Genomic DNA, 26621 nt, shown 5'->3' on the forward strand with positions numbered 1-26621 from the left:
AGGAATAAAGGCTTTAGAAAATCAACTGATATTCTTTTCTTTCAATCAATCTTTACTTCTCTAATGATTTAATCTCTTTTAATGGTTTATTTATAATTGTAGTTCCGCAAGCAAAATTTATTAATCTCGACATAACTATCTAAACAGTATTAAGAACAACATCTTGTATACTATTATTTATTCAATAAATCATATAGCAATATCCCCTGTTTCTTCTTGATTTAAGGGCGTGATTAACTGTTCTTCCTCCAAAGCAATAATAATTAGGTTAACATATTCAGTGATAATACCCTGCACATTCTTTGGGTCAGTTATATCGATATATGCCTTCCATATTAAGGCTCTTTCTTTACCGGGGCAAATACAATACATGCTCGTTTCCGTATGGTATAATTTGAAATTCTCGTAATAGTCTGGGTTATAATAAATGTCTTGATACATAAGGTATTCTTCCTTGAACTTTTTATAAGTTGAATCAAAACCATCATAATCTTGTTTATACCTAATCTTATCATCCACTCCAATTACTTTAGTGAATAAAATGGTATCAAAGCCCTCATCCAATAACTTAGCCTCCAAATCGTCCATCTGAGCCTCATCTATTTTCTCAGTAATCATCGATGGGTCAAAAAAGACCATACTAGTAATCGCTTCAGACCCTCTTAATTCAAATGTCCCTTTTAATTGATTTTCAAACTCTTGCCTTGCAGTTATGTTTGAAGTCATACCTATTATTAATACTTTAGATGGATAGTAGGTTGATATTTCTGGATTTTTCCATGAATCAACAAGCTCCACGGAACAACTAGATAGCAGTAAAAATGATATGACCAAGATTAATGATTTCATTTGTTTATTTTTATTTTTTGATTGTCATCCCGACACTTATTGTTAGAAACACCCTTAACAATCATATTCGTAAATGAATGCCATAGGTGTTTCATAATTTATACTTTTTATCGCTTTTCAAGCAAACGCTGCTGCTTATCTTTTTTAAGTATATCCTTAACCGCCTCAAATAACTTGGACTTTAATGATTGGTAGTCTTTCAAAAATTCACTGACCAAGACAATAAGATTTCTATGTTCTTTTTTATAAACACCCTCCTCTTTGGGCTGATTAACACCATCAATCATTATTTGAAGTTCATTGCTATGGACTTTGATAGCATCAATAAGAGCGTTGTTTCTTTTTTCAGAATGTTTTATAGAGTCAATAATTTTTTGGTATTCAGAGAATTTTTTGGCGTCAATTATTTGAAGGGTATATGTTTTTACTAAATCTTCAAAGAAATGGTGTTCATCTTTTACAAATTCTAATTCAGATAGCCAATCGTGTACTTGTCGATACATATCTTCTGCACTGAACCATTCTACATGTTTTGTTTTAAATTGTGTATTCATGACAGTTTTTTTTAACAAGGCAGAAAGCAATCCCTCAATTAACTTTCTGCCTTAATAACATACTCAAAGAATTTCGATTTTCTTTTTAGGCGTGGTTTTGGATTCTTCTTTTTTAAGAAGATTTAATTTTAGAATACCATCATTGTAACTAGCCTTTACTTTTTTATCTGCATTTACATTTTCAGGTAATTTTAGGGATCTTTTAAAAGAGTTGTAACTAAATTCTTTACGAGTATAGTCATCGTCTTTTTCCTCTTTTTCCATACTTTTTTCTCCACAAACATGAAGTATATCACCATCAATGCTTATGTCAAAATCTTTTTTTGAAAATCCAGGGGCTGCAAACTCAATTTCAAAATCCTTGTCATGTTCTTTAACGTTCATTGCTGGCATGAAACTATCTTCATCCAATAAATCATCGTTAATAAAAGGGTCATAGTCTAAAAGGCTTCTCAATCCACCATTATTCCATGGGAACAATCTGTTTCTGTTGTTAAATTTCACCAGTGTCATAATTTTATGTTTTTTTAATTAAACCATGTTATGACATAAATTTACGACACTAAAACGCTGATGGAAATGATAAATATCAGTCTGATAATCAAATTTAAGCACTCTTAAATCTGATTATTTTCCATTATTGCGAAGACATTAATTTGTGATGCTAATTTGTAAGTTTCGGCAATCACCTTTTTATATGATTATTTTTTCCACATCAAATAATTTAGGTATGCTAACATTCCAATGATACACATCTTTAATTTTCACCCTTAAAGCTTCTAAAGCTGATGGTTCTCCATGGATGAGATAAACTTTTTCAGGAATACTTTTGATGCCGCCCATCCAATGAATCAGCTCTTCCTGATCGGCATGGGCAGACAGACTCTCAAGATGTTTTACGGTAGCTTTCACTGGATAGTATTTACCAAACAATTTGATTTCGTGAGCACCATCCAACAATTGCCTTCCACGAGTGCCTTCTGCTTGATAACCGACCATTAAAACCGTGGTAGATGGGTCGTCAATGAGCTGTTGCAAATAGGTCAATACCCGTCCACCTGTAACCATCCCACTTCCCGCAATAACAATTTTAGAGCGTTTGTCGTCTATGGTTTCCCAGGTTTCTTTATACGATTGTACAATGTTTACATGATGGCTCATGGCTGTTATATCGGAACTTGAAAGCTTGTGCCATTTTGCAAAGTGATTAAAAAGCTGTAAAACATTGCTTCCCATGGGGCTATCCATAAAAATAGGAATATTTGGTATTTTGTTCTTTTGATACAGTTTCCAGAGGATGTACATCAACGTCTGAAGGCGCTCGACTGCAAAACTTGGGATGATTACATTGCCTTTTTTGTGAATGGTGTCAATAATTATTTCCGAAAGCACGGCCTCGACATCTTCAGACGGATGAAGCTTATTACCATAAGTACTTTCCAAAAAAAGGAAATCTGCCCATTCGGGTCGTTTAGGGTCATTTAGCAAATAATCGTTGGTTCTTCCAATATCACCAGAAAACACAAAACGTTTGGCATGGATTTCCATTTCTATGAATGTCGCCCCAAGAATATGTCCGTTATATTGAAAACGATACGATATGTGTTCCGATAGATGAATCCATTTATCTTCCATTTCCACTTGAAACATTTGGGTTGTTTTTTCAACATCCTCTAGGGTATAAAATGGCAAGGCAGGATGATGTTTGGTGTAGCTTTCTTTATTTGCTTTTTCGGCCTCTTCCTCCTGTATTTTTGCGCTGTCCTTTAAAATGATTTCTGCAATAGCCAGAGTTGGTGCCGTACCTATTATTTTGCCTTTAAAACCTTGCTTTACCAATCGCGGTAAATACCCAACATGATCTAAATGCCCATGAGTTAACAACACCAAATCGATAGCGCTTACATCAATAGGAAGATTACCCCAATTGAGTTCCCGAAGCTCTTTAAGGCCTTGAAACATGCCACAATCAATCAAAATATTTTTATCAGAAGTTTCGATTAGAAATTTTGAGCCCGTAACTACACCAGAAGCTCCTAAAAAAGACACATTTACATAATTATCCATGGCATCAATGTTTACATAGCATGTTTACCTCATTCAGTATTTTTTCTTTCCGGATATCGGATACACCTAAATGATCCAGAAAAAAAACATCATCTATTAAATCTCTACAGAGTACAACATCCCTGCTTAATAAAAACTGTTTTTCGCGACTGCTCAATAAGGTTGAAACGGTTATAGGATATAATCCCAATCGATCTATACGATCTCTTAAACCATCATTTTTTGGATAATCCCAACTCAACAAATACAAGCCAGCACATTTACCATATTGCAACGCATCTTCTGTAAAACGTGTGTTTGTAACCACCCAACCTTCATTTAACTTAGTATTGTGGGGTTTAGAATCCCAATGCGCTTTAACATCTTTATAACGTGAAGCAATATACAAAGGCACTTTTACATTGCAATTTCGTCCTTCCTCACTATGGAATTTACATTCAATTACAGTAGTGGTTCCGTTTTTATGGGCAACTACATCTATTTCATGAGTAACACATTGTCCATGTAAAATTTCACCAACTAGGGTTTGATAGCCTGAATATTTTAAAATAGCGCTTATAAAGCGTTCAAAAGGATAGCCTGTGGGTCCCAACTCATAAATTGCTTTTTTAAGTTTGTACTTTGATGCTAGATAACCTCCCTTTTTTTTGAGCAAGGCAAATGCTCGGTTATAAATTTCCTTTGTAGAGATACCATTATACAGTTCATCCCTTACTTTATCTATAATTTGGTTTATTGTTTGATTGTCTGCACCAGATTTACTTAAGGATGAACGCAACTTATCCAATGAAAATTTTACTTTTTCACCTGAAGATTTAATGACTTCAAAATCAGCACCCATATGTTTAAAAATTTATACTAATACGTTTATTTAGATTCAAAAAAATCCCTTACCCAAGCCACCACCTGATTATCAGTCATACTATCAGCCTTTCTAATACCTTTAATTTTTTCACTGATCGTTTTATAGTTTTCTTCCAGCTCTTTTGTAAATTTTTCATAGGTTTCCGCAGGCCCAAAAATGACTAAGGCATCTGCATTTTTTATCTCTTGCGTTATATCCTTGAAGTAGGTTTTAAACTGATGTTTTTCCCTTTCTAAATATTTCATATCCTTGACGATTTCTTTTGCCCCTCCAACATGTCTATTTGACTTAATATTATAATTATCCAAGTCAGAATGGATTGTTTTTACGGTTTCCATATCGTTTTCTATGGTAACGATAAGCGCTTTCTTTTTATCTAACCAAACACCTATATTTTTCATTTTTTAAAGTTTTAATTTCTTAAATCATGCATCACTAAAATGGGAACTTTAGAATCAAAACTGATTTCTTTTACCAATGGCTGGGTAAAAATACTTCCAAAAAAAGCATGTTTTTTATTTATAAACGCAACCATTTCGCTTTCCCTACTTTCAACAAAACAATTAATGGCCTCCGGAACAGAATTGTGGCTCAAAAAATGAAATGAATGGTTTACACCTTCAAAATATTCCGCTAAAAGTTTTTTGCCATTAAATTGTTCTTCATTTAATATCTCTTCGTTGGCTACGTGCAATACTTTTATTGAGGCCTTACATTTCTGGGCGATGTCGATTAAATAATTTAACTCCCGTTTTTTAAAATGTGTTTTGTAACTGGTTGGAAATACAATTTCCTTTGGCAACTGTAGTTTTGCCAATTCGGGAACCACAATTACTGGACAGTTTCTCACTTTCTCCATAACATTAACTGCTACACTTCCAAAAACACTGGTTCTTGATTTTGTTTCACCTTTTGTGCCCATCACAATAAGTTCGATATCGTTTTTCTCTACAGCATGCTTAATGGCTTCCAATGGACTGTTAAATGTTGAAATAGTCTGAAAACTGTGCTTCGGGTTTCCGTTTTCCCCAAACGCAACAGAGTTCAAAACGTTTGAAAGTCCAATTTCGGAATTTGATTTTGCCGTTTCGTACAATTCACTTCCCGGCTCCATGTTAATGAGACTATCCATAACATTTGAAGACACAGTAAAAACGTTTAAAAGATAAAAAAGACAGGGTTCATCTTTATAAAGTTCCAAAGCATAATTAATGGCCCGTAACGCATTGCTTGAAAAATCTGTTGGTAATAAAATCTTGCGTGTCATCCTATTTCAATTTAATTGATTGTGTAATAAATTTAATTGAGAATATACTTTACGGCAATGATAAATATCAGCTCACTCTGGCATGATTAATATAGGAACTTTAGGGTGAAGGGCCAGTTTATTTATTACTGGCTCATTGGTTATCATTTCTAAGATACTGTGCTTATATTTTATCATGGCAAGTATATCGATTTCGAAATCTTCAATAAATGTTGTAATAGCTTCTACTTTTTTTGCATTATTAGCTAACCAATGAAAACTGCATTCATAATCGGCTAAATAGTTCTTAAGCATCGTCATATTATACTCCTGGATACTCGATAATTTTTTCTCAACGCTTACATGCACCACACGTATTTTAGAGTTGAATAAATCTGCCATACTTTTAAGTGGCCTTAATTCATTATCATCATAAAAGCGATTGTAATCTGTTGGAAACGCTATTTGTTTTGGCGCAACAAAATCATGCTCATCTGGTATAATTAAAACAGGACAGTCCTTAATTCTTTTAACTACTTTTACGGTATTGCTTCCAAAAAAATATTCCATGGAATCTGTTGACCCCTTGGTTCCCATAACAACAATATCAATGGCATTTTGCTTGACTGCTTTAAAAACGGCATCCATAAGTTCATCTTCAAATAAAAGCGTTTTGAAGTCATGGTTAGCATTGGCATCAACAATTTCTGTTTGGGCTTTTAATTCCGTTAATTCCCTTAATGCCTGCTCTTTTTGTTTTTCAACATAATGCGCTGTAATGTAAGTTCTGGATACGGAATTTGAGATGTAAGTGGAATGCATGAAATAAAAAGTACAATATTGGTCCGCATATAGTTTTAAAGCATATACAATAGCGTTCCATGCATTATCTGAAAAATCGGTTGGCAATAGAATGTTTAATGTGTTTGTTTTCATGGCTCATTATATGTTTTAGAAGGAATTACCAAAAACGGAATATTTAAATGAAAACCTATTTGATTGATGGTATCCTTAAAAAATAAATTTTCAAAAAACGAATGCTTATTATTTATCATGGCCAACATATTGATTTTAAATTTAGTTTGGAATTTATTAACAGCATCTACAATCTCCATATTTTCAAAATCATAGAATAAATAGGCGGTACTTTTAAATATATCTTCCAATATCACTTTATGGCCCTTTTGGGTTTCCGTTAAATCATAACCTGTTGAAACATGTATAGCATGTATTCTTGAATGATGAGTTGTTGCAATATCTACCAAAAGATCCATAGATGTCTTTTGATAATCCACTTCAAGATCGGTTGGAAACAGAATCTCCAAGGGTGACTCATATTCAAAATCAGATGGAATGGCCAGTATAGGACACTTTATATTTTTAAAAATCTGAACGGTATTTGAGCCTAATAATACCTCCTTGGCTCCTATGGCTCCTTTTGTACCCATAACAATAAGGTCTATATGGCGTTCGGCAATCAACTCTTTAATGCCAAGAACTAAAGTGTCGAATCTCGCAATAATCTCAAACTTATGGTTTGGATTATTTTTGAACTCCTTAGAAATTCGATCCATAAGCCTTTCTAAACCGTGCAAGGAAGACTCTCTTACGGCATCTCCCAAACCAAATTGTGCAGGATACGCTAGTACATACTCTACATGATAAATTACGGGGATATAAGCGTTAAACAAATAAAACGTACAGTCATCATCTTTGTAAAGCTTCATGGCATATTTAATGGCATTCCAAGAATTATCTGAAAAATCGGTGGGCAAAAGGATGTTCTTCATGGTCGTAATTTTTGATTTTAATGGCGATTTCATAATCAATCATTTTAGTATATTTATGTAAAACGCATCGTGTTTTGCAATGCCAAAAGTGGTATTTTAAGATCCACACTTACCAAATCTATGTTAGGAGGAAATAACATATCCTCTAAAAATGAATGTTGGGTATTGACCATTACCAGCATATCTATGGCATTATTTTTTATATAGTTTTGAATCGCCTCTGCAATTTTTTTACTATGTTCTATGTGAAAATTAATCTTGGTTTTACAGATGGTTTCTTTTATAAATGCTTGATTATCTTCTTGTCTAAGGGATAATTTATCACTTTTAGAGAGATACAATACATCAATAATACTTTTATGTGACGCTGCCAATTCACATAACAATTTTAACTCGCGATGTTTATATGGAATCAGATAGTTTGTTGGAAACAACATACGCTTTGGCTGCGTATTGGTATAATTTGAAGGAATAGCCAAAACAGGACATGTTACATACTTTAAAACCTGAAACGTATGGCTTCCAAAAATAATGTGCCGTTCATCAGACTTTCCTTTTGTACCCATAACAATCAAATCAATATTTTTGGCTTCAGCAACCAAATTGGCTTCATCTACCAACGTATTGTAAGCAGAAATGGCATGATAGGCAAACCTAGGATTAGGTTCCATTTTTTTTACAGTCTCAAGAAGATTTTCAAGATTTTTTTGCGATTGCTTCTTAACCTTATCCAGAACCTCATCAAAAACCTCTCTAGATGTTAATTCATCGTGATTATAGAATTCGTTTTGATAGGCATGCATAAAGAAAAAATCAACCTTTTGATGTTTAAAAAATGCCAAGGCATATTTGACAGCATTCATTGAATTTTCCGAAAAATCTGTAGGAAGAAGTATGGACAGCATACACGTTCTTTTTAGTATTTCCTATAAATTTAAACCGTTCTGGGAACAAAAACCATGATAAATATCAGGCGCGGATTATTGGTAATGATGGTTCTCAACCGGCTTAAAATCAAAAACGGAGAAGCTTACCACTTCTCCGTTTTCTTTGGATATTCAATTTTATCTTTTGATTTTTTCTAACCGTTAACATTCTTCATTACTAAGGAAAATTAACTTTTCAGCCAACAGATACCTTTGAATATCTTTTCTTTATATTTTAGATTTTCATGACAATTAATAACTAAAAAACAGGAAGTCGAAACTTCCTGTTTTCCGAAGAACTTAAGTTTATCGATTAACCGTTAATACAATCAGTATATAACTTTATTAGTATAAAGGGCACCTGATGATGTGGTATAAATAATAACTCTAAATTCCTCATTGAATCCATAAGATCATGCTTTTACAGATTTCATGTTTTTATGAAAAAGAACTTATTTTAATTACAATGCTAATTTACAATACCACTATGGATTTGAAAATGATATATATCAGTTTTAAAAACTAATAAAGCACAATTCCGTACACCTGGTTCAGGAGAAAGAGTCCTGTTAGAAATAGCAACATATAAATAACTTGCACCAACTTAACATTTATATAATTGAGCCAGATTACCGTTGACTTAGGTATAATAAAAAGTGCCAACCCTATAAATAGGGACATCCACCCAATAAGAGTTATTATTAATGTCCATGATGGATTCCACACATTGTGGAACAAAATATTCAATAGGCCTACAATGGTTGCTAAAAGCGATGATAGAATGAGAAATTTTTCATCTTTTAGATCCTCAAATATTTGTTTGACACGAATGGGATTGAAGGTTAAAATCACAAAAAAAATGATAAGGTACCAACCCCAAAATTTTGCTAAAAAAAGTGATACATCCATAGATATCGTTTTATAAAGCCACCATGAGCTCAATTAACAGTTAGATTTATTAAAGATAAAACCATCATTATGCATTGAAATTGTCATGATAAACACAAACTAAGTTATCCATGCATTACTAAAAAGGGAATATTGGTATGATAACTAATATTTTCAATTTTGGAGTGGAATAAAATTTGTTGAAAGTAATTTAAATTCTTCGCCACCATGGCAATCATATTAATATCCCTGCTTTGAACAAAACATTCGATGGCATCTTCAACATTTTTATTGGTAAGATTATAAAATCTCACTTCAAAATTATTGAAATAATCCTTGAGCGAATCCTTGTTATCCTGCTGACTAAAGCCCAATTTTTCAGGCTGATTTGTAATATGCAATACTCCTAAGCTTGAATGCTGCACCTCCATGATTTCATAAAGAGGTTTTAGCAGATTAACGCCATAAGTCAAAAAATAATCGGTAGGAAATGCTATTTCTTTCAGACTAGTAAATGTAGCATTCTCAGGCACTATCAGGATTGTACACTTTACTTTTTTTATAACATCTGCAGCATTGCTTCCTATAATTAATTTCTTTAAACCGGTTGCTCCTTTGGTTCCCATAATAATCATGTCGATTTTCTTCTCATCTACATAATTACGGATGGAGTCTATAAAAAAATTATAATCTGTGAGCGTGAAAAAATGGTGGTTCTTATTATCTGGAAATTCTTGGGAAATACGCTTTAGAAGCTTCCTTAATTGCAGTTTGGAGGGCTTGGTATAGGTATTCTCAATAAAATCTTCAGTATCTACATAGAGTGGATCTTTTGTCATCGCGTAACTCAATGTATTAACATGTAACAAATAAAAAGTACATGTTGAATTCTCATAAAATTTAAGCGCATATTTAATGGCATTCCATGAGTTTTTAGAAAAGTCGGTGGGCAATAAAATGGTTTTCATTTGCTTTATAATTCATCGGTCCATAATTGTTTTTAGTAGGTATAACAAATATAGAGGGATGGATTACTTCTTGAAATGATATCCATCATGTTTAATGACGACAACTAACGGTCAATAAATACCCTGAAGCTTTTGAAGGTCCAAAATTTTAATATTTCTTCCTTCAATTTCAATAAGACCTTCCTTTTTAAATTGAGACATGGCCCTGATAAATGTTTCGGTTGCAATACCGGCAACACTTGCCAAATCGTAACGTGAAATTTTAATGGGATCTTCTGGTTTTCGATTCATTTTTTCTGCGAACTTTAAAATGGCAGTAGCGGTTTTTTTATTTACAGAGCTGTAAGCCATTTGTAACAATTGGTCTTTAATATCCAAAAGGTCGTTAGTAAGCAGTTGAATAAACTCCAAAGTCATATTATGATTATCGTCGAGAAGATGTTTGAGTTGGTCTTTTGAAATACCAACCAATTTTGTGTTTTTAATAGCTGTTGCCGCTTCCCGATAGGGAATGTTTTGGATAAATGATGTGTAACCAAACAAATCGTCTTCTTTATATAAAGCAGTTGTGAGCTCTTTACCTTGATCATCTAATTTATGGCATTTTACAACGCCCTTAATAATTAAAAAGATATGGTTTGAATGTTGCCCTTCTTTATAAATTGATTCTCCTTCCTGAAATTCAAATGATTCTCCATTGTCATCAAAAAAATTTTTAAGGTCATTGAGTGTTTTAATTTCATCATCATTGTGCTTAACTCCCTCTGGAACATGATTGTTTTCCTTTAAAATAGCGGTCTTTGCTAAACGGCTCTCAATCGCCGTTATAAGATCTTCTTCATTAAAGGGTTTGGTAATATAGTCATCTGCCCCTAGATTCATTCCCAAACGCACATCTTTTCGTTCCGCTTTTGCAGACAAAAAAATAAATGGTATAGATTTGGTACTTTCATTTTTGCTAAGTATCTCCAAAACGCCATAACCATCCAATTCCGGCATCATAATATCGCAAACAATAATATCAGGATGCAGTTGCTTTGCTTTTTCCACACCTATTTTACCATTGGAAGCCAAAATAACTTCATAGTATGAAAGCTCCAATATTTCTGCAGTATTTCCCCTTAACGAGGCATCGTCTTCTATCAATAATACTTTCTTTGTCATGAGGCTTTATTTGGTATGGTTAAAATAAACGTTGACCCTTTGTTTTCCTGACTTTTAAAAGTTATTGTACCACCTAAATTCTCTATATGTGATTTCGCTATATTAAGACCTATTCCGGTTCCTTGGGTAATTAGTACATTTTGTGCCCTAAAATAGCGATGGAATATGTTCTTTTGATCTTTTTCGGGAATTCCAATACCAGAATCTGAAATTTCAAAAGTTGTTTTGGATTTATCTTGCTTGACACTAATATTAACAATCGTATTTTCTGATGAATACTTTATCGCGTTGTGCACTAAATTGGAGAGTGCCAATCCAATAGTCTTTTCATCTTGAACCAACGATATATCCTCTATATTCTCAGGATATTTAATTTGTTGCCCTTCCTTTAGCAACATATTGGCATTGTAAACAACTTCATCAATTAATTTACTCAACCTAAATGTCGTGAATTTATAATTTACTTTTCCTGTTTCCAATTTTTCAAGAGACAAAAAATCATCCAGTATATTGTTTAAATAATATACTTTATCGGTAATTGTTTGAATATGCTTTTCCCTTTTATCTTGCTGCTCTTGCAATGTATATTTGCTTAAAAGAATGGTAGAGGTCAATATGGTACTCAATGGTGTTTTAAATTCATGGGAAACCAACGATAAAAATTTGGTTTTTAATTCATTGAGGTTTTTTTCTTGCTCAAGCGCTATTTTAAGTTGTTTTGTTCTCAACGCCACCGTTTTTTCTAATTTTTGGGTGTAGTTACGTTGCTCTGTTATATCTAAAATAATCGCTACAAAGACTTTATTTTCCCCTAAAACCGATAGTTCTAAATTCACATAAACAGGATAGGTGGTTCCATCTTTGCGTTTATGAATCGTCTCGAATTCTATTTTGTCTTTAATATTCTTGACTAATGGCTCCGTTAACTTTCTGAATTTTTTTTCACTAAATTCTGGTTTAATATCCACTAAAGACATTTCTTTTAATTCACCCAACGAATAACCTAGGTTTTTTTGCGCACCAAAATTGACATTTATAAATTTTAGTGAGACCGAATCAAAGACATATATTTCGTTCAGTGAATCGTCGAATATTTTAGATAGATAATTGCGTTCTTGTTCTGCTTTTTTTCGGTCTGAAATGTCAATAATCAGAGCCATTACATACGTTTTATCGAAAATTGTAAAAGGGTTCAAGCCAACCTCTATCGGGAATTGATGCCCATTTTTGTGCCATCCGAATAAATCACGGCCATGACCCGTTTTACGTTTTTCACTATTATCGTAAAATGTCTTAAAATAACTGCCATGATTGGATTGGTATTTTTTTGGGATTAATACATGTAACCTCTTTCCCAATAATTCATTCTTATTATAGCCAAACATGGTATCTGCAGAGATATTTGTGGAAACAATATTCTGGTCTGCATCAACAATGACAATGCCCTCTGAAACCGCATCAGATAAAATTTGAAAAATGTCCCTGCTGTTTTTGAACATTTGTTGTCTTAGATTAAAAAGCCCTATAAAGATAAAACTTATTGTATTAATTATTAGGGTATTGTTTCAATAATCCGCGATAATTTAATAAGGAAATGCAGCCATGATATATATCATTTTTAAATAACAAAACAGCACTTAAATTTGTGTTTAGGAAAAAAACAAAATGGAAACAAAAAAGCACATGACCTTAAAGTTTTATCAAAATTTGGGGAAACTATTTTATGCCATTGCAGCAGCAGACAATAAGGTTCACGAAGCTGAAATGAACAAACTTAAAGAGCTTGTCAAAAAAGAATGGCTGAATGTTGATGTTATTGAAGACGAATTTGGAATCGATGCCGCTTATCAAATAGACATTGTTTTTGATTGGTTATCACAGACTCATGATGAAGGGCTTGATATAAAATCCTGCTATGATGATTTCATAAACTACAAAAAAGAACAAAAACACCTTTACACAGAAAACGTAAACCGATTGATCCTAAAAACGGCAAATGCCATTGCAGAAAGTTTTTCTGGCAAAAACAAATCGGAATTGATGCTTTTGGCAAAACTAAATATTGAATTAAATAAAAAATAACCATGAGCTATTATTTTAGTACCATTGTTAAAGATGATTTTGATAACGTAGTAGACAAAACCACAGGATTACTACAAAAGGAAGGATTTGGTGTCCTAACACAAATCGATATGCAACAAACCCTAAAGAAAAAACTGGATGTTGATTTTAACAGATATAAAATTCTAGGTGCGTGTAATCCACAATTTGCCTACAAAGCACTTCAAGCAGAAAATAAAATAGGTACTATGTTGCCATGCAATGTCATCATACAAGAGCTTGTAAACGGAACCGTTGAGGTAGCAGCGGTTAATCCCATGCAGTCTATGCAAGCGGTAAAAAACCCGGCACTGGAAGCTATTGCTAATGACGTTACGAACAAACTAAAGAACGTCATTAAAAACCTAAGCGATAAATAAACAAGCAATGAGCACACATATTGAAGCAAAAAAAGGAGCCATTGCCGAATCGGTGTTATTACCTGGTGATCCAATGCGTGCCAAATGGATTGCAGAAACTTTTTTAGAAAATGTAGTTTGCTATAATGATATTCGAAGTATGTTGGGTTTTACGGGCACATATAAAGGAAAACCAATTTCGGTGCAAGGCACTGGTATGGGTATTCCATCTGCTTTGATTTACTGCCACGAATTAATTAATGATTATGGTGTAAAAAATTTGATTCGGGTTGGTTCTGCTGGATCTTATCAAAAAGATATACATATAAGGGATATTGTCATTGCCATGGCAGCTTCCACAACATCAGGTATTAATAATTCCAGGTTCATCAATGCCGACTACTCGCCTACAGCCAATTTTGAACTTTTCATGAAAGCGGCGACTTATGCCGAAAAAAACAACATTCCAATTAAAGCCGGCAATGTACTTTCTGCCGATGAGTTCTATGATGACGACCCAGATTTCTATAAAAAGTGGGCGGAATTCGGAGTACTCTGCGTTGAAATGGAAACAGCAGGCCTATATACCATTGCTGCAAAATACAAGGTAAATGCCTTAACGATTTTAACAATTTCCGACTCCTTGGTCACCAAAGAAAAAACAACGGCTGGTGAACGAGAAAGCACATTCCATAACATGATAGATATTGCTCTAAATACCTTGTGCGAATAAAATCGATTTCCCTTACATGATGAATATCATTTTATAATATTACAAAACCCTATACTTTTAAATATGAATATTTAAAAGTATGAGTCATGAAAAAAGTAATATTTATGCAAATTCTATTTGTGCTGATTCCTATCTTAGGATTTACCCAAAGCCAAGAAAGTTTCGATTATGTTTCCAAATTTCATGAGGATGTTGCCGCTGTTAAAAAAGGAAATCAATGGGGATTTATAAATGGCAACGGTAATATTGTCATAGACTTTAGAGGGGATTTGGTTTTAACCGAAACCGAAGACGGCATGTATCCTGTTTTTAAGAATGACAGATGTTTAATTTCTGAAATCAAAAATGATATCCCTTACTTTGGATATATTGACAAAAGTGGCAAAACGGTTATTGAACCACAGTTTTTAAAAGCCTTAAATTTTAATTATAATGCCGCTTTTGCCTTAAAGTTGGTCACAGAGGTCATTGGTACCAATGAGATATTAAATAAAAGAATGGTTTATCACAAATACTTTGAGGTAATTATAGATACCAATGGGAATGTAAAAGATTATTTATCTGAACCTATTAATATCATTTTAGACAAAAAGCATATTAAAAAACCACTGAAAATCACTTCTAAATTTATTTCAGACCAATTAATAGCAACTATGAATAAGGATGGAAAATGGAATATCAGAAAGTATGAACAATAGAACTGAAATGTAAAACACCAGCTCACTTATTATGAAAGCAAATCTAAATTTAGGCAGTATTTGGGGCATTAAACTAATAGTTCATTGGACATTCTTTTTTTTAATTGTTTGGATTGTTTTAAGCGAATTAAATCGTGGTGGCACTACCAAAAGTGTATTATTTAATCTGTCACTGGTATTGGCTGTTTTTGCATGTGTCATTTTGCATGAGTTTGGACATGCTTTAGCCGCCAAGCGCTTCGGTATCCATACTAAAAAAATAACATTGCTCCCAATTGGCGGCATGGCAAGTTTAGAGCGTATACCCGAATCGCCAAAACAAGAACTTCTGGTTACATTAGCAGGCCCTCTAGTGAATGTCATTATTGCCCTTTTCCTCTATTTTATGGTTCCTGTAAATGAATTTATGCATTTAAATTTTACAGAAACTTTTGATGCCCTTACCAGCTACACCCTACAAAGTTTTTTATTCTATCTATATCTGGTTAATATTGGTTTGGTGGTTTTTAATCTAATTCCAGCATTTCCTATGGATGGCGGCCGCATTTTAAGAGCCCTTTTAGCTATGAAAATGAGTCGTGTAAAGGCTACCCAAATAGCCTCAACCATTGGGCAGTTTATAGCCATATTGTTTTTATTGTTAGGATTATTATACAATCCATTTTTAATCATCATTGCGCTTTTTGTTTTTTTAGGCGCTTATGGCGAAAACCAAATAGTACAGCATTTAGCATTACTTAAAGGGCACAGTGTTGAAGAAGCTATGATGATCAATATATCTACTTTTAATCCAGACGACTCCATAGACTTAGTTGTGAACAAAATCATTTCTGGGACAGAAAATAACTTCGTTGTTATTGAAGACCATAAGGTCAAAGGGATTTTATATCATAAAAACATTATTGACAACTCCAATAAAAATGTTTTAGTGAAGAATATCATGGAAACAACTTTTAAAACTGTTAAAGACACTGACAACCTCAATGACATCTATGATATCATTTTTATGGAAAAAAAATCATTTGTACCAGTTATAAAGGAAGAAAAACTTGTAGGTGTTATTGATGCCAACAACTTATATGAATATATTTTATTACAAACCAAATTATCCTATTAATCATGAAATAGTATTAAAATGTCTTTTCTTGTTAAATCTTCTTGTTAAAAAACAAGGGAATATTTCCAACAAAAAGGTCTTTATACTAATTATAATAATGCAACTAAACTTAACAATAACCAAATGGCTTTCATTGACTATTATAACATTTTAGGATTGCCAAAAACAGCTTCCGAACAGGATATTAAAAAAGCCTATCGGAAATTGGCACGCAAATACCATCCAGACCTAAACCCAAACGATGCCATTTCGGAAAAGAAATTCAAAGAAATAAATGAAGCTAACGAGGTATTAAGCAATGCTGAAAATAGAAAAAAATACGACCAGTACGGCGAGCATTGGAAACATGCTGAAGACTATGAAAAAGCGAAGCAACAAGGGCAATATCAAAAAAGATATCAAGAAACAACAGACGGATATTCGGATGATGATTTTTCAAGCTTTTTTGAAAATATGTTTGATGGTGCGTCATCCAGAACTGGTGGCGGACAAGTAAAATTTAGAGGTCAAGATTTTAATGCGGAATTGCAACTCGATTTAAAAGATGTTTACATCACACATAAACGCACTTTAACGGTCAACAATAAAAATATTAGAATTACCATCCCATCGGGTGTTGAAAACGGACAAATCATAAAAATAAAAGGCCATGGTGGCAAAGGTGCTAATGGTGGCCCGAATGGCGACTTATACATTCAATTTTCAATCGTAAACCATTCAAAATTCAAAAGAGATAAAGATGATTTATATACAATCGTCGATTTAGATTTATATAAAGCATTACTCGGCGGAGAACTTATGGTAGATACTTTTAATGGAAAAGTAAGATTGAATATAAAACCCGAAACACAAAACGGCACTAAAATAAAGCTTAAAGGCAAAGGCTTTCCCAAATACAAAAAAGAAGGACAGTTTGGGGATTTATTTATAACCTATCAAATAAAATTACCTACCAATCTTTCCAATGAAGAAATGGAATTAATAAAAGAGCTACAAAAACTACGTTCATAATGGAATCAACACATTTAATACCGGTACAATTAGTTTGCAAACATTACAAAATCCCCGTTGCTTTTATAAACACGTTACAAGAATTTCAACTTATAGAGTTAGCTGTCGAAAAAGACACTCATTTTATTCATAAAAAACAATTAAAAAAAGTTGAAAAAATAGCTCGCTTGCATTATGACCTAGATATAAATATAGAAGGCATTGATGCTATTTATAATTTGTTGGAACAAGTAAATACCCTAAAACGAGAGGTGAAAAATTTAAATAACAGATTGCGTTTGTATGAAGATTTTTAATCAAGCAACATTACCTGAAACAAAATAACAAATGATATGCTAACCTTTAAAAATTTCAATATTGCCGATTGGTTTTCATTTTATAGGATATTGGCCGTTCCCTTATTAATTTCATTGATTATTTTGGATGAGCGTCTAATATTCACATGGTTTCTATTGATTAGTTATCTCACCGATACCATTGATGGCTATTTGGCAAGAAAACTTAACATTACTAGTGCTAGAGGTTCTCAACTTGATTCCTTTGGAGATCAGTTGACTTTGATTATGGGCTTAATTGGTCTTTTTTATTTTGAAACGGCATTCATCAAATCAAATATCATTACCATAACGATTGTTCTAGCACCCTATTTTATTCAAATGCTGATTGCCTATTATAAATATGGGAAAGCCACTGCTTTCCATACGTATTTAGCTAAAACGTCGGCTGTGCTACAAAGTATCTTTGTTATTTTGGCTTTATTTTTTAGTCCAAATTATACACTATTCTATATGATGATTGCTTTCGGCCTATTGGAAACTATCGAAGAAATCATATTGATTTTCATTTATGATGATTGGGTTTCGGATGTTAAAGGGCTTTATTGGGCTTTAAGGGATAAAAGAAGACTTCATAAAAAAACTTCTAAATAACATATATGCGCAGCTATTCCATATTTACAATTTTCTTGTTGTGCATTGCCATCCTAATTATTGACACTTTAGCTTTTTATTGGCTTCAATCCATTACACAATTACTTGAGTCGAATTTAAAAACCATTATCAATTTTTTGTTTTGGATATTTACCATTGGTCTTATTAGCGCCATTTTAATTCTAAAAATCAAACTTGATGACATTGACCCCAGACGAAAACAACTCCTCATTTCTTCCTTGTACGGACTTACAGTTTCTTCATTTATACCCAAAATAATATTCGTTATTGTCATTTCCCAACTCTTTTATTTGAATGTTATTTTTTCAGAAAAAGAATCCCTCGTGGTCGTTCCCATAATAGGTCTCTTCTCTGGATTTTTACCTTTTTTTGCCATTGTATATGCCATATTTAAATCCATTTATCATTTCAAAATCCATAGACACACATTAGAATTCGAACAGCTTCCTCCATCATTTAGCGGACTTAAAATGGTGCATATTTCCGATTTGCATTTAGGAAGCTTTAATTATCGGTTTAAAATTATGAACCGAGCCATAAAACTGATCAATGATCTAGAACCAGACCTGATTTTTTTCACAGGTGATTTGGTGAATAATTATGCTTGGGAATTACGCGGATGGCAAAGGGTTTTTATCAAACTAAAAGCCAACTTAGGTAAATATGCCGTGTTGGGTAATCATGATTATGGCGATTACAGCAAATGGGAAACCGAAAGCGAAAAGCAAGACAATCATAAAGCCATCAAACGATTTTATGAGGTTATTGATTTCAAACTCCTTCTTAACGATTCGGATATCATTAAAAAAGGTCATGAAGAAATTGCCATAGTGGGTGTTGAAAATTGGGGGCATCCGCCATTTAAGCAATATGGGGACTTGCAAAAAGCATTGGAAAAAGCTATCAATGTCCCTTTTAAAATCTTGTTATCACATGACCCAAACTTGTGGAATGAAGCGGTAATAAATAAAACTGATATTGGATTAACACTATCGGGTCACACCCACGGCATGCAGGCGGCTATAAAAATTAAAGGTTTACAGTGGAGTCCCATTAAATACAAATACCGGCATTGGGCTGGTGTGTACCAGGTTAATGACCAATACTTAAACGTTAATCGTGGTCTTGGATGGATGGGGTTTCCGGGGCGATTAGGCATGCGTCCAGAAATTACTTCATTAAAATTAATAAGCCATAATTAGAATCACTGATATATATCATTGCCTTCTTAAAAGTGAGTTTATATTTTTATGACAACAAAAAAATTAAAAGGTATAATTCTAATTTTAAGACCAATCATCTAACTGTTCACGCAAAAATTCAAAGTAATGGCTAGAATATTATTTTACTCATTCATATTTAGTAAAAAATAAAAGCCATAATCATGATAAAAAACATCTATAAATCGTAACATCATGTTTATAAATTTAGAAGATAAGGAAATCAAGTTCATTTTGGAAAATAATTATATTGGGTATTTAGGTTATGTCTATAAAAACAGACCTTATGTTATACCAATTACATATTATTTTAATAGAGAAAATAACACGATCATTTGCTATTCTGGAGAAGGCCATAAAGTAGATGCCATGCGCAAAAACAATGCTATTTCATTACAAGTTACATCAATTGATTCTGTTACTAACTGGAAATCTGTGTTAGTGCACGGAACTTTTGAAGAGCTTTTTGGTAGCATTGCCAAAGCTTATCTTCATAAATTTTCATTAGGGATTAAAGAGGTTATCATGGAGCAAGAACATAAAACAGTGAATTTTATAAGTGATTTTTCCAATAAAATATATAATGATGAGATCCCCACTGTATTTATCATGAAAATTGAAGAATTCACTGGAAAAAAGAGAAATACATTCAGCGCATAAATAGCTGTATTTTAATTGTTTACAAACAAATTCGAGATCATTTGGAAACTAAAAGAAGGCGATTTCAATTGGTTGAATTTTGAAATCACAGATTTGAAATACATTTTGAACTAATAAAAATAACAAGTGTGAAAATTAACAAAGAATGGCACTTCGCACATAAAATGCCTAAAAACCCATCACTTGAGCAACGCATTAAATGGCATTTGGAACATTTGAAAAATTGCCAGTGCAGAAGTGATATCCCTGAAAAATTAAAAGTAGAAATGAAAAAGTCAGGAATTAAAAGTTTATGAAAATCGATAAACTATTAATAATAAAAAGTATACACACTGTCGTTTGGCTCTTTTTCAATGTGGTTATATTTTATCTTTTGTATGCGGTTATAATAAACAACATTGACCATTGGGTTTGGATTTGCGTTGGTTTGGTAATCCTCGAAGGAATGGTTTTATTACTATTTAAAATGTTTTGTCCTTTAACGATAATAGCTAGAAAGTACTCAAATTCCACAAAAGATAATTTTGATATTTTCTTGCCAAATTGGTTGGCCAAGTATAATAAGATTATTTATACCAGCATTTTTTTGATTGCTGTAGGCCTTTTGGTTTACCGTTTAATGAGCAAATAATTAATTGTCTTTTGCCTTTCTCTCTTCCTTCTCCAATTTCCTAAAGTATCCTCTTGTTAAAAAATTATGCTTTAATGCTTCCATATTCTGGTTAAACTTGTCGCTACCCTCATTTACATTTCTTAGGGTAGATTTTAAACTATTGACCAAGGATGTATCTTTTATAATGTAATTAAAGGCACCATCGCTGCTGTTTACATTCTCAATAATGGTATTTAATTTTTCCACAGAATTTTCCATTTTAACACTTGAGCTTTCAAGATTGCCCAATGTTATTTTTAACTTGTTTCCAGAAATGGTGTCATTAAGCAATAATCCTAAAATCGATGCATCATCCGTTTTGATGGATTTCACAAGACCATTCAATTCAATCAATGTATTTGAAGCATTCTCGCTCACCTGTTTTATGTTCTTTATAGTTTGGTTTAGATTGGAAGACATAACGGTATCATTGAGAATGGTCGCCAAGGAGCCCTTGCCATTATTGATTGAGTTGGTAATTCTCAACAAATCCTCTGTCAAGATTTCGGTGTTTTTTATGGTCACACTCAAGTTACTCAAAAGATCATCAGGCTCTACTTTACTGAAGGATTTAATCATGTCACCATTTTCAATAACTCCTGCAATACCATCCCTAGGAAGAATATTAATAATCATATTGCCCACCAAACCATCGGACCCAATGGTTGCCACCGCATTTTTTCTAATATGCTTTACGATGTTTTCCTCTATATTCATCTCTACTTTAACAATGGAATCATTGAGCATCTCAATGGCTTTCACCGTTCCTATATTAATTCCTGAATAGCGCACATTATTGCCTTTTTGCAAGCCATTCACATTTTGGAATTCCGCACTGATCATAAAGGTTTTTTTAAACATATTCTGTTTTTGACCTATTAAATAAATGCCCAGAACAAAGAATAGTGTACCAATGATTACAAATAAACCTAATCGTATTTTCTGTGAGTTTGTATTCATGACATCTGATTTAGTGTTTAAAAAATGCTTTTACTTTTGGGTCGGTTGAAACAGATAAGGCATCAAATGTTCCTTCTGCATAATTGGTGCCGTCAATCAATAAAACCATTCTATCTGAAATAGCTCGGGCACAATCCACATCGTGCGTTATAATAAGCGATGATGTGTTGTATTTCTTTTGTATATCTTGCATCAAAATAATGATTTCTTTAGCAGTAATGGGGTCGAGTCCACTGGTTGGTTCATCATACAAAATAATTTTTGGTTGTAAAATCAAGGTTCTTGCCAATGCCACCCTACGCTGCATGCCACCAGATAATTCGGCCGGCATTAAATCTATGGCATGGGCTAATCCCACATTTTCCAGTGCTTCCATGACCAACGTATTGGTATCCATGTTTTTTTCAAATCTACTGGAATGTCTGCGCAAAGGGAATTCCAAATTTTCACGAACCGTCATGGAATCATATAATGCACTCCCTTGAAATAAAAAACCAATATCTGAACGTAATATATCTAATGCTGTTTGATTTAACGTCGTAATATCTTTGTGCATGACCGAAATAATACCACTATCCGCTTGTATCAATCCCACAAGGCATTTGATCATCACCGATTTTCCAGAACCCGATTTCCCCATTATTACCAGGTTTTCACCTTTATAAAGTTTCATATTGAAATTCTTGAGCACGTGATTATCCCCAAAACTTTTGTTCAGGTTTTTAATTTCCAGAACAATTTCTTGTGTACCTGTAACTTTTCCCTGTGGCAATATGGTATTACTTTCCTTCATAAGTCATAAAAAATGTCCGCTGCAAAAACCGCTATAAAGTCAATAATAAATAAGAGTAGGGATGTAAAAACCACTGCCGAATTGGCAGCGCGTCCAACTCCTGCCGTCCCTTTTCCACAATAATACCCTTTAAAACAGCCTACAAGACCAATGGCCAAGCCAAAGAAAAAGGATTTTATGGTTGCGGGAATGATGTCTCCAAATTCCAACGATTCGAACACCTGATTAAAATATAATTGAAACGACACATCGCCTTTAAGATGTTCTACCAAATAGGAACCATATAACCCAATGGCATCTCCAATAATTACTAACAGTGGTATCATAAAAGTTGTTGCCAAAACTCTAGTAACTACCAAATATTTAAAAGGATTGGTTCCAGACACTTCCATAGCATCAATTTGCTCGGTGACTCGCATTGAACCCAGTTCGGCGCCTATGCCAGAGCCTATTCTACCTGCGCATACCAAAGCCGTAATCATTGGGCCAATCTCTCTAATTATGGAAATACCTACCATAGACGGCATCCAGGAAACTGCTCCAAACTCCATAAGTGTCGGTCTGGTTTGTAAGGTTAAAACCAAACCAATGATAAATCCGGTAATACCGACTAAAACTAACGAGCGGTTTCCCATGCTGTAGCATTGTCTCAAAAACTCTTTAAACTCAAACGGTTTCCTAAAAGATTCTTTAAAAAAGCGTGCCGTAAAATAAGACAGTTCTCCTATTTCTTTCAAAAATGTTTGAATATGGGATTTTATGTTGCTTAAACCCGACATGTTTTTCTTGTAACATTACTCAAATGTAATAGAATAGAATAGGGTGTAAAATGATTAAAATCATATACTTATACTGATGAATATCATTTAGTAAACCAACTTTCACCATTACTTTTGAATAGTTTCATATCATACTTATTAATCATGAAAATTGGTTTAGTACTTTCTGGTGGAGGCATGAGAGGCGTTGCTCATATTGGAGTTATCCGCGCATTGGAAGAACATGGCATTATACCTACCCACATAGCGGGCTCTAGCGTAGGTGCTATTGTTGGTGCTTTATATGCTTACGGGTACGATTCGAAAGACATACTAAACTTCTTTAGAAGCATTCAGATTTTTGAATTAAAAAAATATGCAGTAAATAAGCCAGGCATTATCGATGCTGAAAAATTCTATAGTTCCTTCAAATTATATCTCAAGGAAGATGATTTTTCAGTGCTAAAAAAACAATTGTTCATTACAGCTACCAATGTACTGAATGGGGAACTAACCGTATTCAATACTGGCGAACTGATAAAACCTGTATTGGCATCTGCCGCTTTTCCAGGAATATTTGCTCCTGTTAACATACAGGATTCTTACTATGTGGATGGAGGTGTTTTAAATAATTTCCCCGTAGATCAATTAAATGATGTTTGCGATGTCATCATCGGTGTATATGTTAATGGTTTTGATACGGTGGCAATAGATGACTTAAAACATTCCCACAATGTCATTGAACGGGTTTTTAAATTAAAAACCGTAAGAGAAGATATTAAAAAATTTGAAACGTGTGATGTTTTAATATATCCCAAAGAATTAAACAAATACGGCACTTTTGACAGGAAATATCTTGACGATATTTATAAAATTGGTTATGATACTGCCAATAAAGAGCTTGCCAAAAAACAAATACTGGATAAAATTCTAACCTAAAGAATTATTCAAAAACCAATAATTAGCAAAATACAATCATCGTGAAAACATCTTTAAAATTGCAACTATGTTTGTTAGTTCCCTTACTCTTTCTAATGACTTTAATGTATGTTGTAAAAAGAATAATAATGCTGCATTATTGAAAAAAGATATCGTTTCAAAGCCTATTTTTCAACAAAATGTAAAGACCAACTCGATTCTGGTTGGAAAGAATATTACCGTCGGCAACTATTTCCAATATATAGATTCCCTTGTTATTAAATACGATTCGATAACCCCTTATAAGTTAACCGAACATCTCTTAGTAAGATCAAATCCTTGGATTATTGACACACTGCAAAATACCGATTACTATAGAATGATAGTTAAGGATTCCTTTGTCTATGACCAAAAAAAGATGATTGTACTTCCCAAAGGTGCTTTGATTTTTATACCCGATTCCATGAAAGCTGAAAAATTGCTTAAATCATTTAACCATACCTTGATTGACATCAACATACCAGAATTTAAACTCCGTATCTATGAAGATTCAACACAATTGTATGAATTTCCAGTTAGAGTTGGCAGAAACGAAAAAAAATACTTAGCTATGGCCGGAAGAACAATGGATTTAAGAACAAAAACAGGAAAAGGAACCATTGTTTCCCATGTAAAAACTCCAGATTATTACAATCCCGTAGATGGAAAACGTTATTATACAACTAGAAGGGATGACCAAAAAGTTACTAGGCTCCCTCAGATTCCTTTTTTGGAACCCGAAATCAATGGTATGAGACATGGACAATTGATACATCCAACCACAAACCCTGTAACTTTAGGAAAAGCATATTCCAATGGTTGCATTGGGACTAAAGAAGCTGATGCCTGGGTTATTTATTATTACGCGCCAATAGGTACAAAAATACATATCCGCTATGATTTACAAGTCACTGATTCGGTAAAACATACCACTCTTTTAAAAGATATTTACGGTTACAGCAAAAAAGATAAAACCCTTATTATTAACAACTGATTATTATCATTTTAAAATATAAAGTAGTCATGTAAATTAGTAGATAATCTTAAATTAATTAATATCATGGAAAACGATAAATCAAGTATGATTGTTCCACTTTTGGTTGGAACTATCATTGGTGCCACCATAGGAATTCTTTTTGCTCCTGATAAAGGAAAAACCACTAGAGAAAAAATCAAAACAAAAACTCTGGACACTGCCCATAATATTTCTGAACAAATTGTAAATACTAAAGAAGAAATAACAAAATTCGCCCAAGACAAAAAGGCTGAATTTGAGAAAAAAATTGAAAACAAAATTTCAAACTTAAGTTATAAAGTTGAAGATATCATTAACAAATTAGAAGATAAACTGGAAGATTTAAAGAAAAAAAACGCCACCTTGCATTAAACCAATTATTATATTATTTCGATTCAAAACAGAAAATGTCACTGATTCCATATATTCAGTGACATTTTTTTATGTGAAACCTTGAACATGATGAGAAGGTTTACATACTAAATTATTCTTATCCTTTTTCTGCGCAACAAGTACATTCAAATTATCTATAGCTCTAAGGAATCAGAGATTCATTTTTCAATGCCCTGATAATGGCATTTACATAATTATGAACTGTAGAATTAATGCTTATTGGATCTATAATATTATAGGAAGCGACCCAAACAAGAGATTTGGCATTGTTTGTTTTTATATTGTATAACGAAGATTCTATGTGATAAACTTTGTAATTATTATAATAACCGGGTTCAAAATATACGTCTTGGTATAAATAATAGTAACGCCCAAAATGATGCCAATAATAACCCGATAAGAATTTGTTACCCGAATAAGATATTTCATTGTCTACTCCTTTTACTGCTGATATCAGTACGGAATCATATCCATCACTAACGAGTCGGTTCACTTCTTTGTCTATCTGCTCTTCAGTTTGTTTCGAGTTCATAAAATCCTCATCAAAAACAATGGAACTTTCAACGGCACTAATTCCTCTTCCAGATAACTTGTCCTTAAGATTTTGCTCAAAAATTTTTCGAGCCGTCAAATTATCAGTAATACCAACAATCAATACTTTTTTTGGCTGATAATTATTGTATTCACTGCTCTTCCAACTATCTATCATCCTTGTTGAAGAACAACTTAGAAGAACAGATAGCATCACAATACTATAAAACCGTTTCATCGTTTCTTTGTTTTTTATAAAAATATGTATAGAAATCTATTTTTTCAATGATATGTATCAGTTGAAAAAAAATGCAAAATAAATTACGGTATTCCTTTTCTATTTTCGTAAAGGTTAACTAATGAAAGAGCCTATTATAATCATTAAATTTAACCTCTT

Annotated in this window: 31 protein-coding genes; 14 read left to right on the forward strand and 17 right to left on the reverse strand. The window is 33.0% G+C overall.

Features of this window, described 5'->3' with window-relative positions; translation table 11 throughout:
- Positions 1–189 precede the first annotated feature (189 nt).
- The 13 genes from CDH50_RS00125 to CDH50_RS00190 all read right to left on the reverse strand — a co-directional run bounded on the left by CDH50_RS00125 (position 190) and on the right by CDH50_RS00190 (position 12816).
- Positions 190–849 carry a hypothetical protein gene (locus tag CDH50_RS00125; RefSeq protein WP_100609870.1) on the reverse strand — a complete coding sequence of 220 codons (660 nt, stop codon included), beginning with the start codon at positions 847–849 and terminating at the stop codon, positions 190–192.
- 107 nt (positions 850–956) lie between these two features.
- Positions 957–1403 (reverse strand): hypothetical protein, encoded by a 447-nt coding sequence (locus CDH50_RS00130; RefSeq protein ID WP_157804916.1) that lies wholly within the window; start codon positions 1401–1403, stop codon positions 957–959.
- Positions 1404–1466: 63 nt separating this feature from the next.
- A complete protein-coding gene (locus CDH50_RS00135; protein WP_100609872.1) occupies positions 1467–1916 on the reverse strand; it encodes an Hsp20/alpha crystallin family protein in 450 nt (149 codons plus the stop codon).
- Between the two features lie 180 nt (positions 1917–2096).
- On the reverse strand, positions 2097–3470 hold the full coding sequence (locus tag CDH50_RS00140) for an MBL fold metallo-hydrolase RNA specificity domain-containing protein (protein ID WP_100609873.1): 1374 nt from the start codon (positions 3468–3470) through the stop codon (positions 2097–2099).
- A 4-nt stretch (positions 3471–3474) separates the two neighbouring features.
- Positions 3475–4311 carry an ATP cone domain-containing protein gene (locus tag CDH50_RS00145; protein WP_100609874.1) on the reverse strand — a complete coding sequence of 279 codons (837 nt, stop codon included), beginning with the start codon at positions 4309–4311 and terminating at the stop codon, positions 3475–3477.
- Between the two features lie 26 nt (positions 4312–4337).
- A complete protein-coding gene (locus tag CDH50_RS00150) occupies positions 4338–4736 on the reverse strand; it encodes a hypothetical protein (RefSeq protein ID WP_100609875.1) in 399 nt (132 codons plus the stop codon).
- 11 nt (positions 4737–4747) lie between these two features.
- Positions 4748–5602 (reverse strand): universal stress protein, encoded by an 855-nt coding sequence (locus CDH50_RS00155; protein ID WP_100609876.1) that lies wholly within the window; start codon positions 5600–5602, stop codon positions 4748–4750.
- Between the two features lie 72 nt (positions 5603–5674).
- On the reverse strand, positions 5675–6517 hold the full coding sequence (locus CDH50_RS00160; protein ID WP_100609877.1) for a universal stress protein: 843 nt from the start codon (positions 6515–6517) through the stop codon (positions 5675–5677).
- A complete protein-coding gene (locus tag CDH50_RS00165) occupies positions 6514–7371 on the reverse strand; it encodes a universal stress protein (RefSeq protein ID WP_100610546.1) in 858 nt (285 codons plus the stop codon). The genes CDH50_RS00160 and CDH50_RS00165 overlap by 4 nt, the downstream gene beginning before the upstream one ends.
- Positions 7372–7424: 53 nt before the next feature.
- Entirely contained in the window at positions 7425–8276 is an 852-nt protein-coding gene (locus tag CDH50_RS00170) for a universal stress protein (RefSeq protein WP_100609878.1), read from the reverse strand.
- A 1034-nt stretch (positions 8277–9310) separates the two neighbouring features.
- Positions 9311–10153: a universal stress protein gene (locus tag CDH50_RS00180; protein ID WP_100609880.1), complete on the reverse strand. Its 843-nt coding sequence runs from the start codon at positions 10151–10153 to the stop codon at positions 9311–9313.
- A 111-nt stretch (positions 10154–10264) separates the two neighbouring features.
- Positions 10265–11317, reverse strand: coding sequence for a response regulator (locus tag CDH50_RS00185; RefSeq protein WP_100609881.1), 1053 nt, complete (start codon positions 11315–11317; stop codon positions 10265–10267).
- A complete protein-coding gene (locus CDH50_RS00190) occupies positions 11314–12816 on the reverse strand; it encodes a sensor histidine kinase (RefSeq protein WP_100609882.1) in 1503 nt (500 codons plus the stop codon). Before CDH50_RS00190 ends, CDH50_RS00185 begins: the two co-directional genes overlap by 4 nt.
- A gap of 166 nt (positions 12817–12982) precedes the next feature.
- On the opposite strand from CDH50_RS00190, the gene CDH50_RS00195 reads away from it, so the two are divergent.
- From CDH50_RS00195 to CDH50_RS15155, 11 genes are all read left to right on the forward strand, one after another.
- Positions 12983–13399: a hypothetical protein gene (locus CDH50_RS00195; protein WP_100609883.1), complete on the forward strand. Its 417-nt coding sequence runs from the start codon at positions 12983–12985 to the stop codon at positions 13397–13399.
- A gap of 2 nt (positions 13400–13401) precedes the next feature.
- Positions 13402–13797 (forward strand): DUF302 domain-containing protein, encoded by a 396-nt coding sequence (locus tag CDH50_RS00200; protein ID WP_100609884.1) that lies wholly within the window; start codon positions 13402–13404, stop codon positions 13795–13797.
- 7 nt (positions 13798–13804) lie between these two features.
- The gene (gene deoD, locus CDH50_RS00205) at positions 13805–14509 is read left to right on the forward strand and encodes a purine-nucleoside phosphorylase (protein ID WP_100609885.1); all 705 of its coding nucleotides are present in this window, start codon (positions 13805–13807) and stop codon (positions 14507–14509) included.
- 86 nt (positions 14510–14595) lie between these two features.
- Complete coding sequence (locus CDH50_RS00210) at positions 14596–15207, forward strand: WG repeat-containing protein (RefSeq protein ID WP_100609886.1); 612 nt, start codon at positions 14596–14598, stop codon at positions 15205–15207.
- A 31-nt stretch (positions 15208–15238) separates the two neighbouring features.
- On the forward strand, positions 15239–16324 hold the full coding sequence (locus tag CDH50_RS00215; RefSeq protein WP_100609887.1) for a site-2 protease family protein: 1086 nt from the start codon (positions 15239–15241) through the stop codon (positions 16322–16324).
- Positions 16325–16447: 123 nt separating this feature from the next.
- Positions 16448–17335, forward strand: coding sequence for a DnaJ C-terminal domain-containing protein (locus CDH50_RS00225; RefSeq protein ID WP_100609889.1), 888 nt, complete (start codon positions 16448–16450; stop codon positions 17333–17335).
- Complete coding sequence (locus CDH50_RS00230; protein WP_100609890.1) at positions 17335–17631, forward strand: chaperone modulator CbpM; 297 nt, start codon at positions 17335–17337, stop codon at positions 17629–17631. The genes CDH50_RS00225 and CDH50_RS00230 overlap by 1 nt, the downstream gene beginning before the upstream one ends.
- Before the next feature lie 36 nt (positions 17632–17667).
- On the forward strand, positions 17668–18264 hold the full coding sequence (locus CDH50_RS00235) for a CDP-alcohol phosphatidyltransferase family protein (RefSeq protein WP_100609891.1): 597 nt from the start codon (positions 17668–17670) through the stop codon (positions 18262–18264).
- A 5-nt stretch (positions 18265–18269) separates the two neighbouring features.
- Positions 18270–19487, forward strand: coding sequence for a metallophosphoesterase (locus CDH50_RS00240; protein ID WP_100609892.1), 1218 nt, complete (start codon positions 18270–18272; stop codon positions 19485–19487).
- Between the two features lie 213 nt (positions 19488–19700).
- Entirely contained in the window at positions 19701–20165 is a 465-nt protein-coding gene (locus tag CDH50_RS00245) for a pyridoxamine 5'-phosphate oxidase family protein (RefSeq protein WP_100609893.1), read from the forward strand.
- A 128-nt stretch (positions 20166–20293) separates the two neighbouring features.
- Positions 20294–20461, forward strand: coding sequence for a hypothetical protein (locus CDH50_RS15155; RefSeq protein WP_198513413.1), 168 nt, complete (start codon positions 20294–20296; stop codon positions 20459–20461).
- Positions 20462–20796: 335 nt separating this feature from the next.
- Here the strand turns inward: CDH50_RS15155 and CDH50_RS00255 are convergent, their stop codons facing one another.
- Genes CDH50_RS00255 through CDH50_RS00265 form a run of 3 tightly spaced genes read right to left on the reverse strand, consistent with a single transcriptional unit; the run spans position 20797 to position 23349 of the window.
- Positions 20797–21777, reverse strand: a complete 981-nt coding sequence (locus CDH50_RS00255; protein ID WP_100609895.1) for an MlaD family protein — start codon at positions 21775–21777, stop codon at positions 20797–20799.
- A 10-nt stretch (positions 21778–21787) separates the two neighbouring features.
- Positions 21788–22570 carry an ABC transporter ATP-binding protein gene (locus CDH50_RS00260; RefSeq protein ID WP_100609896.1) on the reverse strand — a complete coding sequence of 261 codons (783 nt, stop codon included), beginning with the start codon at positions 22568–22570 and terminating at the stop codon, positions 21788–21790.
- Positions 22567–23349: an MlaE family ABC transporter permease gene (locus tag CDH50_RS00265; RefSeq protein WP_100609897.1), complete on the reverse strand. Its 783-nt coding sequence runs from the start codon at positions 23347–23349 to the stop codon at positions 22567–22569. The genes CDH50_RS00260 and CDH50_RS00265 overlap by 4 nt, the downstream gene beginning before the upstream one ends.
- Before the next feature lie 144 nt (positions 23350–23493).
- Between CDH50_RS00265 and CDH50_RS00270 the strand changes: the two genes are divergently transcribed.
- The 3 genes from CDH50_RS00270 (at position 23494) to CDH50_RS00280 (ending at position 25672) form a co-directional block, all read left to right on the forward strand.
- Positions 23494–24267: a patatin-like phospholipase family protein gene (locus tag CDH50_RS00270; protein ID WP_100609898.1), complete on the forward strand. Its 774-nt coding sequence runs from the start codon at positions 23494–23496 to the stop codon at positions 24265–24267.
- Positions 24268–24334: 67 nt separating this feature from the next.
- Entirely contained in the window at positions 24335–25279 is a 945-nt protein-coding gene (locus CDH50_RS00275) for a L,D-transpeptidase (RefSeq protein WP_100609899.1), read from the forward strand.
- Positions 25280–25345: 66 nt separating this feature from the next.
- Complete coding sequence (locus CDH50_RS00280; protein WP_100609900.1) at positions 25346–25672, forward strand: YtxH domain-containing protein; 327 nt, start codon at positions 25346–25348, stop codon at positions 25670–25672.
- A 163-nt stretch (positions 25673–25835) separates the two neighbouring features.
- On the opposite strand, the gene CDH50_RS00285 is transcribed toward CDH50_RS00280, so the two are convergent.
- Positions 25836–26462, reverse strand: a complete 627-nt coding sequence (locus CDH50_RS00285; protein ID WP_157804917.1) for a hypothetical protein — start codon at positions 26460–26462, stop codon at positions 25836–25838.
- Between the last annotated feature and the right edge of the window lie 159 nt (positions 26463–26621).

The sequence above is a fragment of the Confluentibacter lentus genome (assembly GCF_002806995.1).
Classification (GTDB): Bacteria; Bacteroidota; Bacteroidia; order Flavobacteriales; family Flavobacteriaceae; genus Confluentibacter; species Confluentibacter lentus.

Excerpts from the sequence above, each read along its gene's own strand:
- CDH50_RS00130 (WP_157804916.1), bottom strand. The coding sequence starts at position 1,403 with ATGAATACACAATTTAAAACAAAACATGTAGAATGGTTCAGTGCAGAA.
- CDH50_RS00230 (WP_100609890.1), top strand. The coding sequence starts at position 17,335 with ATGGAATCAACACATTTAATACCGGTACAATTAGTTTGCAAACATTAC.
- CDH50_RS00145 (WP_100609874.1), bottom strand. The coding sequence starts at position 4,311 with ATGGGTGCTGATTTTGAAGTCATTAAATCTTCAGGTGAAAAAGTAAAA.
- CDH50_RS00255 (WP_100609895.1), bottom strand. The coding sequence starts at position 21,777 with ATGAATACAAACTCACAGAAAATACGATTAGGTTTATTTGTAATCATT.
- CDH50_RS00260 (WP_100609896.1), bottom strand. The coding sequence starts at position 22,570 with ATGAAGGAAAGTAATACCATATTGCCACAGGGAAAAGTTACAGGTACA.
- CDH50_RS00185 (WP_100609881.1), bottom strand. The coding sequence starts at position 11,317 with ATGACAAAGAAAGTATTATTGATAGAAGACGATGCCTCGTTAAGGGGA.
- CDH50_RS00215 (WP_100609887.1), top strand. The coding sequence starts at position 15,239 with ATGAAAGCAAATCTAAATTTAGGCAGTATTTGGGGCATTAAACTAATA.
- CDH50_RS00195 (WP_100609883.1), top strand. The coding sequence starts at position 12,983 with ATGGAAACAAAAAAGCACATGACCTTAAAGTTTTATCAAAATTTGGGG.
- CDH50_RS00190 (WP_100609882.1), bottom strand. The coding sequence starts at position 12,816 with ATGTTCAAAAACAGCAGGGACATTTTTCAAATTTTATCTGATGCGGTT.
- CDH50_RS00150 (WP_100609875.1), bottom strand. The coding sequence starts at position 4,736 with ATGAAAAATATAGGTGTTTGGTTAGATAAAAAGAAAGCGCTTATCGTT.
- CDH50_RS00140 (WP_100609873.1), bottom strand. The coding sequence starts at position 3,470 with ATGGATAATTATGTAAATGTGTCTTTTTTAGGAGCTTCTGGTGTAGTT.
- CDH50_RS00165 (WP_100610546.1), bottom strand. The coding sequence starts at position 7,371 with ATGAAGAACATCCTTTTGCCCACCGATTTTTCAGATAATTCTTGGAAT.
- CDH50_RS00275 (WP_100609899.1), top strand. The coding sequence starts at position 24,335 with ATGTTTGTTAGTTCCCTTACTCTTTCTAATGACTTTAATGTATGTTGT.
- CDH50_RS00160 (WP_100609877.1), bottom strand. The coding sequence starts at position 6,517 with ATGAAAACAAACACATTAAACATTCTATTGCCAACCGATTTTTCAGAT.
- CDH50_RS00135 (WP_100609872.1), bottom strand. The coding sequence starts at position 1,916 with ATGACACTGGTGAAATTTAACAACAGAAACAGATTGTTCCCATGGAAT.
- CDH50_RS00245 (WP_100609893.1), top strand. The coding sequence starts at position 19,701 with ATGTTTATAAATTTAGAAGATAAGGAAATCAAGTTCATTTTGGAAAAT.
- CDH50_RS00200 (WP_100609884.1), top strand. The coding sequence starts at position 13,402 with ATGAGCTATTATTTTAGTACCATTGTTAAAGATGATTTTGATAACGTA.
- CDH50_RS00180 (WP_100609880.1), bottom strand. The coding sequence starts at position 10,153 with ATGAAAACCATTTTATTGCCCACCGACTTTTCTAAAAACTCATGGAAT.
- CDH50_RS00270 (WP_100609898.1), top strand. The coding sequence starts at position 23,494 with ATGAAAATTGGTTTAGTACTTTCTGGTGGAGGCATGAGAGGCGTTGCT.
- CDH50_RS00285 (WP_157804917.1), bottom strand. The coding sequence starts at position 26,462 with ATGAAACGGTTTTATAGTATTGTGATGCTATCTGTTCTTCTAAGTTGT.
- CDH50_RS00155 (WP_100609876.1), bottom strand. The coding sequence starts at position 5,602 with ATGACACGCAAGATTTTATTACCAACAGATTTTTCAAGCAATGCGTTA.
- deoD (WP_100609885.1), top strand. The coding sequence starts at position 13,805 with ATGAGCACACATATTGAAGCAAAAAAAGGAGCCATTGCCGAATCGGTG.
- CDH50_RS00125 (WP_100609870.1), bottom strand. The coding sequence starts at position 849 with ATGAAATCATTAATCTTGGTCATATCATTTTTACTGCTATCTAGTTGT.
- CDH50_RS00170 (WP_100609878.1), bottom strand. The coding sequence starts at position 8,276 with ATGCTGTCCATACTTCTTCCTACAGATTTTTCGGAAAATTCAATGAAT.
- CDH50_RS00280 (WP_100609900.1), top strand. The coding sequence starts at position 25,346 with ATGGAAAACGATAAATCAAGTATGATTGTTCCACTTTTGGTTGGAACT.
- CDH50_RS00265 (WP_100609897.1), bottom strand. The coding sequence starts at position 23,349 with ATGTCGGGTTTAAGCAACATAAAATCCCATATTCAAACATTTTTGAAA.
- CDH50_RS00225 (WP_100609889.1), top strand. The coding sequence starts at position 16,448 with ATGGCTTTCATTGACTATTATAACATTTTAGGATTGCCAAAAACAGCT.
- CDH50_RS00235 (WP_100609891.1), top strand. The coding sequence starts at position 17,668 with ATGCTAACCTTTAAAAATTTCAATATTGCCGATTGGTTTTCATTTTAT.
- CDH50_RS00210 (WP_100609886.1), top strand. The coding sequence starts at position 14,596 with ATGAAAAAAGTAATATTTATGCAAATTCTATTTGTGCTGATTCCTATC.
- CDH50_RS00240 (WP_100609892.1), top strand. The coding sequence starts at position 18,270 with ATGCGCAGCTATTCCATATTTACAATTTTCTTGTTGTGCATTGCCATC.